We start from the raw sequence: 16,860 nt of genomic DNA on the forward strand, positions 1-16,860 counted from the left end.
CTCAGCAGGAAGCAATCTGAAGTCCCGTGCAGCCCTGCATGGGATTTTTTTATGCCGATTTTATTTTAAGCAAACAGTGCAACACTTCTAAACATCTCAACGACAGAGGAATTTCAACATGATTAAAGGTTTAGCAATCACACCACCCATCTTGGGACGGATCAGTATTGGCCGTGTAATAGAAAAGAATGGCAAGCGTCTGCCAGAGAAAGACGATCAGTTCACCATTACCAGTCAAATACAGGGTAAGGACGGTTGGATTAAACACCCCTTGGATGAGCAATTGCGTAGTCAAGCACCGAATCAAAAGCTGCGTAGCATCCCTGTACGTATGATCTTCAATGACCCTGAACTCAATCTTCGAGCTGAATATAGTTTATTTGACCGACAGACAGGTCGCCCGATTTGTGTGGGGAATGGTCAAACCTGCCAACGTATGACATCACAAGGTGTAGAGCAACATCCTTGTCCATCCCCCGATTTATGCCCACTTGGACAAGGCGGACATTGCAAGCCTTATGCACGCCTGCATGTCAATTTAGGTGAAGCCGATGAGTTTGGGACTTTTATTTTCAGAACTACAGGCTTTAACAGCATTCGCACTTTGGCTGCACGTTTGAATTACTACCATGCAGCTTCAGGTGGATTGTTGTCGTGTTTACCATTGCAGCTCACCTTGCGTGGAAAAAGTACCACCCAAAGCTATCGTCAGCCCGTGTATTACGTGGATTTAACGTTACGGGAAGGAGTGGATTTGCAAACAGCAATTCAGACGGCTAAGGAGATTGACCAACAGGGAAAACAGGCAGGGTTTGATCAGGCGGCATTAGATCAGATTGCACGGCAGGGTTTTGCCAATGCCAAATTTGAGGTGCATGCAGAGGAGGGGATGGAATTGCTAGAGGAGTTTTACCTACACAGTGACAGTTCTGTAGATACAGAGCATTCAGCGCAATTGGGCTATGTGCAGGAGATTCAGCAAGGTTTAAAGCAGAGTGTGCAGGCAGTGAATTGAGCACAGTTGAATTATCTAGTCAGCTTGGTAAGTCAATTAATGGATTCTGAACAAGTTGGCTAGTCACTAATTGAAGGGAGCTTTGGCTCCCTTAATTTTTTTGTTATTCAGGAGTGATAATGCAGGCTTCAAAAATAGCGATCAGTCCATCTAGCCGGCAGTTGAATCCATCAATATTGGCCTGAATCCAGACTTCCTTATTGTTAATTTTACTCCACTGTACCCCATAGCCGCAGTGAGCAAGTAGGTGTTCAAAGAAGATACGCTGGGTGCGTCCATTGCCTTCACGAAATGGGTGAATCACGTTGACTTCACAATAAAAATCAGCGATTTTTTGGATAAGTACTGGTTTGGCTAAACCTTGAAAATAGTGCTGCTGCTCAAGTTGCTTGAAGAGCTTATTGGCTTCAATTTCAATACGCGGGAAGGTACAAAAGCGGGTATCGCCTTTGGCAATATCCACTTGTCTTAGTTCACCTGCCCAGGCATACAGGTCTGAAAAGAGCTGAAAGTGAATGGATTGCAGGTATTTGAGATCGTAAGGTGGCTCCGCATACTCAATGCGTGTGCTGGCATACTCAGTCAACTCCAGTTCTGCCTGTTGCAGAATTTCAGCATCCTGAATGTTCAGTTTGTTTTTGAGGACGTCCGAGTCGGGGTAACAGTAAATGCTGTCACCCATTTCACCATATTTATCCATAAGGAAGCCTGATCACGATTCCGAGGTCTGTGAGAATTTCTTATATTTCTGTAGAATCTGAGCTTTACTTAATGCCGGTGCGGTTGAGGACGGGTTAATGCCTTCCAGCTTTAAACTGGCTTGATAATTCTGCAAGCGCGTAGCTTGGATATATTTTTTTTTCTGTTCGAGAGTGTTTAGCATTTCGGAATTTCCTTGAACAAAGGTAATGTAAGCCTAGTTTAGCAGATGGGCTTATAAATAGGCACGGCTTTCAAAAGCAGGGTTGTAGCGTTATGGTGGATGAACCTTCTATGAGAAAAATCTGAAACCAGACGACAAAATTTGTCGCTTAACTCTCATGCAATAAATGAATAATCAACAATCTGCTTTTAAATAATATAATATTATCCAACAGTTAAAAAATTATCAGTATTATCTCTAGCAACCGAAGTGTCGCCAGATACTGATCACAGATAAGAATTCAGGAATTGATTCACCACTATGACCAACAATAACTTTTCACAAATCGCTTCTTTCATCTGGTCGGTTGCCGACCTGCTGCGTGGTGACTTCAAACAATCGCAATATGGTCGCATCATTCTGCCATTTACCTTGTTACGTCGTCTGGAATGTGTACTGGAAGAAAGCAAGGCGGCGGTACTGGCAGAACATGAAAAAGTCTCCAAGCTGAATCTGCCAGAAGAAGCTCAAGAAAAGTTATTGCTGCGTGCCACCAATGGTCTAGCCTTCTTTAACACCTCCCCAATGGATCTTAGCAAAATGGGACAGAGTGACATCAAGGCCAACTTAAGCACTTATGTGCAAAGTTTCTCTAAAGATGCCCGTGAGATTTTTGAATACTTCAACTTCATCGAATTTGTCGGCCTCCTCGATGATGCCAACCTTTTGTATAAAGTCGTGCAAAAGTTTGCCACCACGGATCTGAGTCCAAAGAGCGTATCCAACCATGACATGGGTTTGGTGTTTGAAGAACTGATCCGTCGTTTTGCTGAAGGTTCCAATGAAACGGCCGGGGAACACTTTACCCCGCGTGACATTGTACGTCTGACCACGGCACTGGTGTTTATGGAAGATGATGACGTGCTGACCAAAGACGGCATTATCCGTACCATTTATGACCCGACTGCGGGAACAGGCGGCTTCCTGTCTTCAGGTATGGAATATCTGCATGAGCTGAACCCGAATGCGGTGATGCGTGCCTTTGGTCAGGAACTCAATCCGGAATCCTACGCCATCTGTAAAGCCGACATGCTGATCAAAGGCCAGGACGTGAGCCGGATTAAACTGGGTAACACGCTGTCGAATGATCAACTCTCGGTCGATCAGTTTGACTACATGCTGTCGAATCCACCCTTTGGCGTGGACTGGAAAAAGATCGAACAGGACATCAAGGACGAGCATGAACACAAAGGCTTTGATGGCCGTTTCGGTGCAGGCTTGCCACGGGTATCGGATGGTTCACTATTATTCCTGATGCACCTGATCAGCAAGATGCGTGATGCCAGCAGTACCGAGAGCGGTAGCCGCATCGGGATTATCCTGAATGGTTCACCATTGTTTACCGGTAGTGCAGGCAGTGGTGAAAGCGAGATCCGTCGCTATATTTTAGAAGCCGACTTGCTGGAAGCCATTATTGCCTTACCGAACGATATGTTCTACAACACCGGGATTGCCACCTATATCTGGGTACTCAGCAATAAAAAAGCCGCTGAACGTAAAGGCAAGGTACAGCTGATCAATGCCTCAAACCTCAGTACCAAAATGCGTAAGTCGCTGGGTTCAAAACGTAATTATCTGACTGAAGCTGAAATTGCCACCATTACCCAGAACTATGGTGCATTTGTCGCAGTAGATACTTTGGCAAATGATGGCGAAACCGAACAGCAAAAACCATTCGCCAGCAAAATCTTTGACAGTCATGAATTTGGCTACCGTCGCGTGACCATTGAACGTCCATTACGTTTATCGGCACAGATTACGGATAACGCGATTGCTGCATTACGCTTTGCCCCGAAACCGTTTAATGCCGTGATGCAAAGTATCGATGCGCAATTGGGCACAGCCTTTGGTACAACGTGGACAGCAGAAACTTATGGTCAGTTGCAGGACGTTGCGCTTGAAGTTCGTGCCCTGATTAAAGCCGAGTTCCCTGAGCTAAAAGAAAAAGACATTAAAGAGGTGCTGGACAGCAAAATCTGGCTGTTCCAGAAAGCCCTGATGGAAAAAGCCCAAGCTTTACAGGAGGTGATTGGCACTGAGCAGTTTGATGACTTTAACCAGTTTGATGACGTGTTGAAAAAAGGCCTGAAGCAGACCGACATCAAGTTGGATGCTAAAGAGAAGAAGCAGCTGTTAGATGCCATTACCTGGAAGAATCCGGAAGCGGAACCAGTGATTAACAAGGTCGTGAAACAGGCAGAAAATCCACTGTATGGCCAGTTTAGCTACCAAGGCAAAGTGGTGGAGTTTGTGCAGGATGGCGACTTGCGTGATGCGGAGAACATTGCGCTGAATCCAAAGGTCAGCACCACGGAACTGATTGAAGATTACTTTAAACGTGAAGTACAGCCACACGTGCCGGATGCCTGGATCAATGCCGACAAGCGTGATGAGAAAGATGGCGAGATTGGCATTGTCGGTTATGAAATTCCGTTTAACCGTCATTTCTACGTGTACCAGCCACCACGTGATTTAAGCGAGATTGATGCGGATCTGGATGCGGTGAGTGCCGAGATTATGCAGCTGCTACAAGAGGTGCATTCATAATGGCAAAGTATCAGGCGTATACGGAATATAAGGATTCAGGGGTTGAGTGGTTGGGGGAGATCCCTCGCCATTGGGATTCAAAACCTTTGAAATATTTATGCACTTACAATGATGAGGTTTTACCTGAAACAACAGCTAAAGATGCAGAGATTCAATATATTGATATTGGTAGTGTTTCAGCAGTTGATGGTATTTCTAAAATTGAAATAATGATTTTTAAGGATGCACCGTCACGAGCTAGACGTATCGTTAGAGATGGTGATGTGATTGTTTCAACAGTTCGCACCTATTTAGAAGCAATAGCACCTATTAACAATCCTCCTGAAAATCTAATCGTTTCAACAGGGTTTGCTGTTATTCGTCCTAATCAATACTTGTATAAAAGTTTCGCATCATATTGTTTAAGGGCTAAAGGGTTTATCAAAGAAGTTGTGGCTCGTTCAGTAGGTGTAAGCTATCCAGCTATTAATTCATCTGATTTGGTGAATATTACTATCCCAAGTATTGAATATGTAGAACAAGTAAAAATCGCCAATTTCCTCGACCATGAAACCGCACAAATTGACTCTTTAATTGCCAAACAAGAAAAGCTGATTGAACTGCTCAAAGAAAAGCGTCAAGCAGTAATTAGCCATGCCGTGACCAAAGGACTCGATCCAAATGTTCCGATGAAAGATTCGGGTGTGGCATGGTTAGGGGAAGTGCCGGAGCATTGGGATGTAAGTAAGTTTGCTTATTTAAAGCAAGTCCTAACAGACTATACAGCAAATGGTTCATTTGCTGATTTAAAAGCAAATGTACAATATCTAGATGAGCCTTCTTTTGCTCGGTTAGTGCGACTAACTGATTTGAGAAAGGATTTAGCCAATACAGATGGAGTATGGGTAAATAAAAAATCTTATGAATACTTAAAAAAATCTGCACTTTATGGAGGTGAGTTTCTCTTAGCTAACGTAGGTGCTTATGCTGGTCTATTTTATCAGATGCCTTTTGATAAAGGTTATGCATCCTTAGCTCCAAATATGTTTATGGCCAAGTTTAATCAGTCTAAAGTATCTAGAGAGTTTATGGCATATGTAGGGCAATCCATACCCGTTTCTAGTCAATTGAGGTTAAGTGCTACTGCATCATCAGCTCAACCTAAATTAAATAAAGATGATTTTAAAGCTGTGAGGTTTGTTTATCCAGGTTTAAAGGAGCAACAAAAAATTGTTGATTATTTAGATCAGGAGCTAAAACAAATCGATATCTTATTAAAGAAACAGGAACAAGCAATTTCATTAATGCAAGAACGCCGAACCGCCTTAATCTCAGCCGCAGTTACCGGCAAGATTGATGTTCGTAATTGGCAAGCGCGAATGGTTGCTGGTGCACAGACGGAGTTAAGCGCATGAGTCTAGACGCCACCCGCGAAAGCATTTTCCAGAACGATATTATTCAACAGATGCTGGCTCAAGGCTGGCAACTTGGTACGCCACAAGGCTACAACCGTGAAACCGCCTTGTATGAGCAGGACGTACTGGATTTTGTGCAACATACCCAAGCACAAGACTGGCAGAAGTTCCAGCGCATTTTTCCCAATGATACCGAACGGCATTTTCTAGAAGCCGTGGTTGCCCAGCTGAAGAAAGCCGACATCAATGCCACTGATGAACAGTCACGTAGCTATGGCACTTTAGGTGTGCTGCGTCATGGCGTGAAAACCCGCAGCGCACGGTTTTTCCTCTGTCAGTTTAAACCTGAACATGCGCTGAATCCGGATACCTTAGCCAACTACAAGAAAAACATCTGCCGCATTGTACCGGAACTGGTGTATAGCCCCTATGCCACCGCTGCCGAGTTACAGAACATGGGCAAACAGGCCAAGAAGTGGCGCATTGACCTGGTACTGTTTATCAACGGCTTTCCGGTGGCGACACTGGAACTCAAGTCCGAGTTTAAACAGGCGGTGCAGAATGCCATGTTGCAGTACAAACGCACCCGCTTGCCGAAAGATCCAGAAACCAACAAGCCTGAACCCTTGCTGATGTTTAAGCGTGGCGCATTGGTGCATTTTGCTGTCAGTCAGTATGAAGTCTATATGGCGACCCAACTGGCCGGAGAAGATACCTTCTTCCTGCCCTTCAATAAGGGCACGCAGGATGGTGGCGCAGGCAATGACGTGCCGGAAGACCAGAATCAGTATGCTACGGCCTATCTGTGGAATGAGGTCCTCACCCCAGACAACCTGCTGAATATCATTGGACGCTTTGTCCATCTGCAAATTGAAGAAAAAGAAGACTGGGAAGGACGCAAGTACAAAAAAGAACTGCTGATCTTCCCACGTTACCACCAATGGAATGTGGTCACCAAACTGATCAATGCCGCCTTAGAGGAGGGCACTGGGCAGAAATATTTGATTCAGCACAGTGCAGGTTCAGGTAAGTCCAACTCGATTGCCTGGACAGCACATCAGCTGTCGACCCTGTACGATCAACACAATCAGAAACTGTTTGATTCGGTGATTGTAGTCACTGACCGTACCATTCTGGATGCCCAGCTACAGGATACCATCTACCAGTTTGAACATGCCGATGGCGTGGTCGGACGCATCAATAATAAAGAAGGCGATGGCTCCAAATCGGAAAAACTGGCCAAGGCACTGGAAACCTCACAGCCGATTATCATTGTGACCATCCAGACTTTCCCCTTTGTACTGCGTGCGATTGAAAACAGCACCAACCTAAAACAGCGACGTTATGCAGTGATTGCCGATGAAGCGCATTCTTCACAAAGCGGCTCTACGGCACGACAGCTGAAAGAAGTGTTGATGCTGGAAGAGCGCGAAGAGGATGCTGAACTGTCTTCGGAAGATATTCTGGATGCGTTGGTGGCTGCACGTAAGGGCAGTAATAACCTCAGCTATTATGCCTTTACCGCGACACCGAAAGACAAAACCCTGCAACTGTTTGGCCGTGTCCCCAATCCTGAACTACCGCCATCCAAGCAGAACAAGCCGGAAGCTTTCCATGTCTACTCCATGCGCCAAGCCATTGAAGAAGGCTTTATTCTGGATGTGCTAAAAAACTATACCAACTATAAAGTGGTGTATAAGCTCAAACAGAAAATTGAAGAAGCCGACAAACAGGTCGATGCCAAAAAAGCCAAGATCAGGCTGAATCAATGGGTACGCCTGCATGACCACAACATTTCCCAGAAAGTGAAAGTTATTGTCGAGCATTTTAAAAATAACGTGATGGGCTTATTGGGTGGACAGGCCAAAGCCATGGTAGTGACCAGCTCGCGTAAGGAAGCAGTACGTTACAAGCTGGCCTTTGATAAATACGTGTCTGAGCAAGGCTACAAGTCCATTCAGGCCATGGTCGCCTTCTCCGGTGAGGTTGAGTTTAATGACAAGGATACCGACAGCAGTGGCTTAGTCGGGCAGACCTTTAACGAACGCAACATGAACCCGGGGCTAAAAGGACGGGAAATGCGCAAGGCCTTTGACAGTGATGATTATCAGGTGATGCTGGTGGCCAACAAGTTCCAGACTGGCTTTGACCAACCGAAACTGTGTGCCATGTACGTGGACAAGAAACTTGGCGGTGTGGAATGCGTACAGACCTTATCACGCCTGAACCGCACCTATCCAGGTAAGGCGGAATCTGGCACCTTTGTATTGGATTTCTTTAACGAGCCTGAAGATATCCTGGCGGCCTTCCAGCCATATTATCAAACCGCAGAACTGGCCGATGTCTCTAATCCGGATCAGATCTTTGACCTGTTTGAAAAACTGAAAGCCAGCAAGATCTTCCTGTGGACTGAAGTTGAACAGTTTGTCGAAGCCTTCTTTACCAAGAACAAATCCAATGCCGCGATCAGTAACATCTGCAAACCGGCAGTTGAACGCTGGCAGAAACGTTATAACCAAGCGATTGAGGCCTATAACACCACCCGCGATATGCTGGAGCGTTGCAAGAAAACTAATGATGCGGTGCTGATTGCCAATGCCGACAATGCCTTTAAAGAGGCCAAGCTGGAAAAAGACAAGCTGGAGATCTTTAAAAAGGACTTGGGCAGCTTTACCCGTTTCTACGAGTTTATGTCACAGATCGTGGACTACGATGACAAAGAACTGGAAAAACTCAGCCTGTATGCGCGTAACCTGCGTCCATTGCTGCGTGAAACCGCGACCCAGGATGATGAAGTGGATCTGAGTAATGTCAGCATGAGCCATTACCGCCTGTCCAAGATCCGTCAGCAGGACATCAAGCTGAAAGAAGATGCCGAAGATTTCAAGCTGGAGCCGGGCAATGACCTGGGGGCAGCCAAGCCACGTGACAAGAAGGAAGAGTTCCTGTCACAGATCATCGAGCGCCTGAATGAGGTGTTTATCACCGATAACCTGACCGATAAAGACATGCTGAACTATGCCTATACGGTACGTGACAAGCTGGCGGAAAATGAGATTGTGATGAAGCAGATCGCCAACAATACCCGTGAACAGGCCATGCTGGGTGATTTCCCGAAAGCGATGGATGATGCCATTCTTGGCAGTAGTGCGGCACATCAGGAACAGATGATGCAGTTGCTGTCTGATCCGGCGAAAGCCAGCATCTTTGCACGGGTGATCTTTGATATGTTGAGCAGTCCAAGATGACCGCTATATTAACCAAGGGGGTCAGTTTTTAAATGCCGTTAGGGGGGCATTTTTACACTGCCGCTAACAATTTATTACAATCGGGTCAGAAGGCATTCCGCAAACGGCTGGTTAAGCCCAGAAGCCTTTGAACAGAAATATTTTAAGAATTTAGAGGGATTTGTTGTCCACGATACTGTCTAGGATCACTTCAAGCATTTCTGCAAAAGTTGAAGGTTGTATTCCGACAAGTCGTTTAAACTGCTGGCTTGGCAGTGTTTTTACTTTTGAGTAGTTCATGCAACAATGATAACCGAATATGGCTTATTGATCGGTACGAAAAATAATCACTAAATTGGTCGTTTTTTGATTTATGCAAGAGGTCTATGAAAAAAACTACTACAAGATAGTAATTAAAACTCACATAAAAATAAACTTTATTGGGGATTTTTTACTAACTACTGAATAATTCAAAACAAATCGGATTAATAGAAATATACGAGTTATAAAAACTTTATATCTGTTTTAAAACCTCAATATTCTCGTTAATTTTCTTACCTACCCAAAAATTTGTCCGACCTGCAATAATCAAAATTAGAGGATTTGACGATTTTAGATTTTTATACCAACTGCTATAATCCGTCACAGATGGTTTTGGTACATCTTCTGGATGTGTGTGCCACTCACCTAAATACTGCCATTCACCTTTACTTTTTTTGAAAGCATTATCAACAGCCTTTTGGTGATGCTTACTCACACGATCTACCATGAAACGACTTCTAATGTCCCAACGACTAGGCTCAGATAGCGTCCTAATAACAATATGAACACCCCTACGTTCACCAATAAGCACTCCGGCACTTTCTTGGCTAAAATCACTTAATTGACGGTATGACACTAATATATTGACAACCTCAGTGGAGATCACAACTAACGATCGATCCTGAGCTTTAAACACAAGTTCTTTATCAATCATTACAGATGTCACAAAAGTCTTTTTTTCTGATCCAAGTCGGCTTTTTAGTGCGACTGCCCATGAAGATATGTTCTTTATAATTCCAATCTCTTTCATGCTCCAGAGTTGATAAAACTGCTTCTTGAATCAATGCGGCAGTCATAACACTAACTGCTGCATCATACGGTGTGTATGTATTGCCGCATGAGATTTTTTTTTGATTAATATCTAATAGGTTCTCAAAACGTCTATCAACACCGTTTTTATAGAAAGCTGTATCACCACATAGACAATTATAGCAACCATCCAAGCTATCTATAAAGACCTTCGAAGCAATGCCATTTCCATCATTGAATCCATGGATAATGATAGGTTTTTTAGTACCATCGAGCTGACGCACCAACTTCGCTAAGCGTTTTGATACTGGTGCCCGACCAGTAGCATCGATCACAATGTCGTATAGGGACAGATACGGTTTCAAAAGAGGAAACCCACACTTATAAGAATTGATGTTGATTACAAGATGGGTTGAATCTTCAAGCCTATTTTTAAGTGCTTCTGATTTGTACTTACCAAAATCATTGCTACTTAATGTGTGACGACTGAAATTGTGTGGACCATACTTATCCTGATCATATAAATCTAAGCTTTTGGTTCCCATACCGGCACCGGCACGAATCAATAGCTCAGCCACATACCCACCAATCGTTCCACAGCCAATTAATGCGATTTTCTTTGTGCGTAGATCTCCAATCTCAGGTCGAGACCGATTGCGGGAAAGAATTGAGTCTTTATCTGACTTCACAAAAGAAATTCTTTGGAACTGATTAAAAGCGTACTTACCTGTAAGGACTGAACTTGCTCGTCCTAAATCGAGTTTACGGCCACCTTTTCCTTTTTTTCTAGAATTGGCATAAGTCGTAAACTGTACTGCTGTTTGATTCAGTTCAAATATCACCCCAAATGTATCTTGCTTATCTACCTCCAAAACAATCAAATGATGTTTATAAGGATGTTCTACAAAATACTTTATCAAATGTGCCTTAGCATTATGATCTACGAGAGATAGCCACTTGAATAAGGCTGGTGCATCTTTAGGAGGCCAATAAACTCCGGAAAGTCGGGTTGGTCTGACTTTGAGGATGAATACATTGAGCTTTTGGGAGTCAAATTCCTTGAGAGATCTCTGGCTAAGCCATTTCTCTTGAATATCTTTATCTTGTATCCCAAACAAAATAGATTCGAGGCAATCAGATCCATCAGTAGATATGTTTCGAGTTAGATAAGCTACTTCACCATTCAGTGCATTTAAATCTGACAGAGCATAGGTCACTCTCTCAGCTTTCCAATAGGCTACAAACTCACCCTCTAATTCAGTTTGGTCTACATGGCCGTTTTCTAATGATTTTATGGAGTTGTCTAAGGTGATTTGGATCTGATAATCTACAGTCTTATACAAATTCCCAATATCATTCGGGTCCCAATCTGCTTCTAGTTGTTCTACATAGCAAAGATAACCAGCATTATTGACGTGAGGAAGCAGGACATCTTCAAGTTGTTCAGGTTTACTGATGATGTGCGCCCACGGCAAGATTGTATATGCATCATAGCCAAACTCTAACGCAATGGTAAAAGGACCCTTAGATGTAGAATATTCTTTAAGATATATAAGGAATTTATCGTCTATGTCAGCTAATGCTTCATATTTTTGACGTTGCCTGATTGCTAAGTGTTGATACCCGCAATCAAGCATTACTGAATGTAATTCTGACACTCGATCAGCCACTCTTCATTGAAGTGCTGATGATGGCAGCCTCTTTAGCTTTTAGTGGATTGCTTTCATAAGCTGGGGCAGCTGCCTGAGACACAATAAGGCTTAAATCCTGAACACGGTCGCCGTACTCACCATTTAGAATATTCAAAGCATCTTGTTTAGTATAGGCTGCATATGCAGATTCAAGTGAAGTTACCAGTTCCTCTAACTTCGTGATAATTTCCTTGTGCTTAGCTTCATGCTCATAGTGCGGAGGAAACAATGGACGCTCATCATTTTCATCAGGACTTTCAACCCCGTTACGGAAAGTATTTGGAAGCTTTCTTGCTACAGTCAGCATCAACAATCCGAAATCTTTAGGATCTACATAAGTACGATCCAGAATATCTACTACTGCCGCCATCAGTGAAATGGATGATGGGCCATTACTTTCTTTCCAATCACCAGCATCACGCCATGCTTTAAGAATACGGCATACTTTTCGTAAATGCTGACCTGTACGTTGGCAAGCATCTTGAAACCATAAGTGAACATCTTTAGGATCACTTTTAATCCATTTTGCATCGTCTTTACGTACCGCTAGATTTACGCAGTCTGTCTCAAGCTGATCATAGAGTGCATGATCAGCAGCTGCAACTCCATCATACATTTCAGCAAAGATTTGAGAAGCCGCAGCCTTTCGTAACAGAACATCTTTTTCCAAGAACTTTTCGTATGGGATCGCATACATTGGTACGTCAATATGGACACTCTTTGCAGGGATCTTAATACGACCACATGTATCCTTAGCCTCAAATGACCATCCATGACGTTCAGAAGCCAAAGATTTAAGTGAGGCATCTACCAATAGCAATAATAGTTGATGTGCAATTGCCGGTTTATCTTCAAAGAACTGCATTGGCAGGTATGTACCGTCATCAATATCCATTTCTTGTGTAGGCTTATATGGCCGATTCAACGTATCATACATGAAGCTACCTTGGGTCCAAAAACGTGGGTTTAGCTTCAAAAATTCTGCTTTTAGATCTTCCGATAGATCCATAATCAATTCAGATAGAATCTTTTGATCATCTGGTGATAGATACTTAAAATTTGTACCAACAAACTCGGCACGAAAAGATAGAGCTGTATAGTGATGCTTAGATGACTTTACAAGCTGTTTGGCTTCATCAAAAACATCCCGTGTACGTTCACGTACGATCTGACGTAATGCTTTAAGACCATCTTTATCATGATCATCAAGGATCAACTGACCGATCAATCCGGTATCACGATTAGTATAGTAGCTGTGAAAATTCCAAGTCATGCTGCATTCCCCTATTATTGTGTATCGGCTATAAATGGTTTAACTGGTTTTAGGAAGAATTTCCGCAATTCGGGATCTTCAGTATAACGTTCAGCACCTAACTTCTTACCCATTCCACGAAGTGCATCTAAACTGCTAGAAGTTGCGTTATCCAAAGTGATTTCGGAGGCTGCTTCATTCGGTATGGTTGCATCAATTTCAACATAATTTTTTTCAATATTGTGTGCTTTAAATTCACGTAATAGCATAAAACGCTGTAGATGTTGGTTAGCAGTCATAGTAGTTAATACTATGCGCTCCCCCATATTCCATAGCCCCAAATAACCTTTACCACATTTTTTAGAAAGTGTATCTGGACTGATGCAGTAATCTTCACTCAACGTACCGATGTTCAAGACTTTCACATCTTTAGGCTCGGCATTAGGGAAATCAGTTTTCATATCGATTAAAACTTCACGGATACCAACAAAACTTGGATTGTTTGCTACCAACCCACCATCGGCAAAGTAATGACCTAATTTTTCAATATAATGAGGTTTAAAATAGGTCGGGGCAGCTGATGTTGCCATTGCTGCATCAATAAGCCGAATTTCACGGTCAAAGGTGAACATCGGATTATGTGGCGTTTTAAAAAACTTCGGCCTACCTGTAGACAAGTTGACTGAGGTGATCATTACCCGTTTATTGAGATCTTCAAATTTAATTGAATCACCAATCATATTTTTAACTGTTTCGTACAAGGGCTCACTTTCATAGATTGAACGCCGCAGTAGATTCCACCATTTTTTTTGTTTAAAACGCTTTAACGGAAAGATATGCTGTGCATTATCCTCGAAAGCTTGTTTTAATTCCCGGGCACTTTTGCCACTTGCTAAACCAAGTGCCAGAATACCGCCGATAGATGTGCCGGTAATTAAGTCAAAATAGTCACCAATTTTGACATTTTCACGTTTTTCGCGTTTCTCAATGATTGATTCAAGTTCAGCAAGCAAGGTGATGGTAAATAACCCCCGCACGCCTCCACCATTTAAGGCTAATACTTTAATCAAATTTGACTGTTCTGCCAGTGAATCTACCGTTCCTGTTGTCATTATTTTCTCTTATTTATCAAGTATTTTTTATATTGTGCTAAAAATATAAATTTCAAGGGAGACTAGAGTAATAATTTTTATTTATAATCGCATAATTAATGGGCCATATCTCCGCTAAATTAAACATTATATTCCACTTAAGTTGATTTATCTTAGTGGGTTAGTAATGTATGATTTTAATCATCAATACACTACACATTTATTAATGTAATAAAAATCGATCAGAAATATGGAAGGTTACTAACTTTTACAATATCTGAATAGCCACTCTTTACTCGGTAATCCGCCCATAAATAACCGAAGTTAAAAGTAGAGGTTAAGCAGCCATTAGAGGTGGCTTTCCTTTGCAGGCTTGATGTGGCCTTTCATGGTTGTAATGCCACAACCAGTTTGTTGCATAATCTTGCACTTCATCCAAAGTATCAAATAAATGTTTGCTCAGCCAACCATAACGTATGGTTCGATTATAACGTTCAACATATGCATTCTGTTGTGGTTTGCCTGGTTGAATATATTCAATACGAATACCTTGTTCGGTTGCCCAACGTACAAATTCGTTACTGATAAACTCTGGTCCATTGTCGCATCGGATCACTAAAGGCTTTTCCCGATATTCCAGTAACTGATTGAGTGTTCGAATCACTCGCATTGCTGGCAATGAGAACCCTACCTCAATCGCTAAACCTTCACGACGGTAATCATCAATCACATTCAATAATCGGAACTTACGACCATCAGCAAGCTGATCGTGCATGAAATCTAATGACCAAACCTGATTTGCACGGATTGGCTCTTTCAGTGGTTCAGGTGCATGCCTTTTCAGCCTTCTTCTTGGTTTAATGCGCAGATTTAATGCCAATTCACAGTAAATACGGTAAACACGCCTTGCGGAGCAGTGCTCCTCATTCCAAGCGTAATTTTCAACATGGCGTAAATAAGAGAAACACAGACCAAAACCCCAATCGGTGTTTTCCTCAGTCAGCTCAATGAGCTGTTGCGCAATGAGTGCATTATCATCACTATGTTTAGACTGATAACGGTAGCAGGTTTCACTGATGCTAAATGCACGGCAAGCTAGGCGAATGCTAATAGCATGCAGTGCTACTGCCTGTTGTGCCATTTGACGCCGGTGAGATGGCTTCACCACTTTTTTGACATCGCTTCCTGGATGATCTCTGCCTTTAATCGTTCCTCAGCATACATCTTTTTAAGTCTGGTATTTTCTGCTTCCAACTCTCTGAGTCGAGCCATTAATGATGTATCCATACCACCATATTTGGCACGCCATTTATAGAAAGTAGCATTACTCATACCGTGTTCACGACAAAGGGCAGCTACGGGTGTCCCAGATTCAGCCTGCTTCAAAATGGACATGATCTGGCTGTCAGTGAATTTAGATGTTTTCATGCAGAATCTCCTGCTCGTATCTTAAGAAAAATTCTACTTTTAGATCCTATTATTTTTAGGGGGATTACCAGTTAGAGAACATAAATCCAACGAGCTGTCTGCTCGTTGGATTTATTTAGCTTATATCAACCGTATAGGTGTTCAATTCGCACAGTAGCTCTATCCCCATCTACACGCATCCAATAGTCAGTACCGTAAAGATGTGCCTTTAAACGATTTAACCTTGGAGCAATGCCAGACTGATTGATGTCGTAAAAGTTTGAATGCTGCCCTTGGAACATTGGAGCTATACCAGCATTCATTGATGGCACGTCACCATAAGAAATACTGTGAGTAATCGTATTTTCAAAAAATGGACTGAGAGATTGAAATAATTGAGAATCTGCCCAATCATCTATATCTGTAAATTCTTTTTTCACAAAGAAAATCAGTCTTTTACTTATATCACCAACAATATCGATCTCATTTTTAGACAGAATGCCAATCACATCGTTTGAATCTTTGTTCAGCCAGACCGCTTTTATGATTGGCTTTACAAGATCAGCCAACATTTCATTCTCTGTTTGATCCTTGAATTGTTCATCGCCGAATTGAGGCATTCTCCCTGAAGCTGTTTTTAATTGAACAACAATAGAGTGAACTTCGAATCTTGGAGATTCGTCGATTATTGTATCGATAAAGCGATTGATATCCCCTTGAGATTTTACATACATGGCTCGCCAAGAGTTAAATATGGTGGTGCTGTTTCGCGTACCACATCGAACCTTAAAGTCTGAAAAACAGGTATCTACAGCTTTTTCATAGTATTCACGATTTATAAACTGACCACTGGAAAGTTGGTGTGCAGTCAAGGTTTCAGCCATGAGTTTGATCAAAGGATTGACCGTCATATTCCTAAAGCGTCCATTCACAAAGGGATTAAAGGTGTAATCGTGTATAACTGGTATCACTAATTGCCCCAACTTGGTTAGGTATAAATCAGGAAACCCAGTTGACATCCCAGTGGGTTGATGCGTAAATATTTTTAGGTTCTTTGCTGAACGTATTTTTTTTGCCATGGTGTTATACATTGAAAGTGCAACTGGCTGTATATGCGGTGGATAATTCGTAAATCCTCGATTTCCAGCTTTGGTCACATGATTCAGCATTTCCAGAGAATCAAATTGTTCTTGGGCAGTTAAAATATCGCGGGCATGGATTGGCATGAGTGTCTCCCATATCA

General features: G+C 42.5%; 12 protein-coding genes and 1 pseudogene. 5 read left to right on the plus strand and 8 right to left on the minus strand.

From position 1 onward, the window contains the following. The first annotated feature begins 118 nt into the window (after positions 1-118). Entirely contained in the window at positions 119-1,015 is an 897-nt protein-coding gene (locus FTT64_RS06155; RefSeq protein WP_136143825.1) for a hydrolase or metal-binding protein, read from the plus strand. 103 nt (positions 1,016-1,118) lie between these two features. Here FTT64_RS06155 and FTT64_RS06160 read toward each other — a convergent pair whose 3' ends face one another. Together FTT64_RS06160 and FTT64_RS06165 are read right to left on the minus strand one after the other, a co-directional pair. After that, positions 1,119-1,715 (minus strand): putative adenosine monophosphate-protein transferase Fic, encoded by a 597-nt coding sequence (locus FTT64_RS06160; RefSeq protein ID WP_005176409.1) that lies wholly within the window; start codon positions 1,713-1,715, stop codon positions 1,119-1,121. A gap of 12 nt (positions 1,716-1,727) precedes the next feature. Continuing rightward, positions 1,728-1,898, minus strand: coding sequence for a YhfG family protein (locus tag FTT64_RS06165; protein WP_000935322.1), 171 nt, complete (start codon positions 1,896-1,898; stop codon positions 1,728-1,730). 300 nt (positions 1,899-2,198) lie between these two features. Here FTT64_RS06165 and FTT64_RS06170 point away from each other — a divergent pair, with 300 nt between their 5' ends. From FTT64_RS06170 to FTT64_RS06185, 4 genes and pseudogenes are all read left to right on the plus strand, one after another. Further along, the gene (locus FTT64_RS06170) at positions 2,199-4,484 is read left to right on the plus strand and encodes a class I SAM-dependent DNA methyltransferase (protein WP_180182174.1); all 2,286 of its coding nucleotides are present in this window, start codon (positions 2,199-2,201) and stop codon (positions 4,482-4,484) included. Continuing rightward, positions 4,484-5,878: a restriction endonuclease subunit S gene (locus FTT64_RS06175; protein ID WP_180182173.1), complete on the plus strand. Its 1,395-nt coding sequence runs from the start codon at positions 4,484-4,486 to the stop codon at positions 5,876-5,878. The genes FTT64_RS06170 and FTT64_RS06175 overlap by 1 nt, the downstream gene beginning before the upstream one ends. Continuing rightward, the gene (locus FTT64_RS06180) at positions 5,875-9,126 is read left to right on the plus strand and encodes a type I restriction endonuclease subunit R (protein WP_180182172.1); all 3,252 of its coding nucleotides are present in this window, start codon (positions 5,875-5,877) and stop codon (positions 9,124-9,126) included. The genes FTT64_RS06175 and FTT64_RS06180 overlap by 4 nt, the downstream gene beginning before the upstream one ends. A gap of 63 nt (positions 9,127-9,189) precedes the next feature. Beyond that, positions 9,190-9,309, plus strand: a pseudogene (locus tag FTT64_RS06185) (IS3 family transposase); the annotation flags it as partial. Between the two features lie 310 nt (positions 9,310-9,619). Here FTT64_RS06185 and FTT64_RS06190 read toward each other — a convergent pair. From FTT64_RS06190 to FTT64_RS06215, 6 genes are all read right to left on the minus strand, one after another. Continuing rightward, positions 9,620-10,081 carry a Mov34/MPN/PAD-1 family protein gene (locus FTT64_RS06190; RefSeq protein WP_180182171.1) on the minus strand — a complete coding sequence of 154 codons (462 nt, stop codon included), beginning with the start codon at positions 10,079-10,081 and terminating at the stop codon, positions 9,620-9,622. Then, positions 10,074-11,834, minus strand: coding sequence for an E2/UBC family protein (locus FTT64_RS06195; protein ID WP_227554613.1), 1,761 nt, complete (start codon positions 11,832-11,834; stop codon positions 10,074-10,076). The genes FTT64_RS06190 and FTT64_RS06195 overlap by 8 nt, the downstream gene beginning before the upstream one ends. Positions 11,835-11,838: 4 nt before the next feature. Then, a complete protein-coding gene (locus FTT64_RS06200) occupies positions 11,839-13,140 on the minus strand; it encodes a cyclic GMP-AMP synthase DncV-like nucleotidyltransferase (RefSeq protein WP_180182170.1) in 1,302 nt (433 codons plus the stop codon). Positions 13,141-13,154: 14 nt separating this feature from the next. Then, the gene (locus tag FTT64_RS06205) at positions 13,155-14,231 is read right to left on the minus strand and encodes a CBASS cGAMP-activated phospholipase (protein WP_002058051.1); all 1,077 of its coding nucleotides are present in this window, start codon (positions 14,229-14,231) and stop codon (positions 13,155-13,157) included. A gap of 316 nt (positions 14,232-14,547) precedes the next feature. Next, positions 14,548-15,638 (minus strand): IS3 family transposase gene (locus FTT64_RS06210; RefSeq protein ID WP_180182169.1). Its coding sequence is split into 2 segments (ribosomal slippage): positions 14,548-15,386 and positions 15,386-15,638, totalling 1,092 coding nucleotides; the frame shifts between segments, so codons are not numbered across the junction. A 125-nt stretch (positions 15,639-15,763) separates the two neighbouring features. Next, complete coding sequence (locus tag FTT64_RS06215) at positions 15,764-16,843, minus strand: hypothetical protein (protein WP_058972025.1); 1,080 nt, start codon at positions 16,841-16,843, stop codon at positions 15,764-15,766. Between the last annotated feature and the right edge of the window lie 17 nt (positions 16,844-16,860).

It is taken from the genome of Acinetobacter sp. Q186-3 (assembly GCF_013420655.1).
Classification (GTDB): domain Bacteria; phylum Pseudomonadota; class Gammaproteobacteria; order Pseudomonadales; family Moraxellaceae; genus Acinetobacter; species Acinetobacter indicus.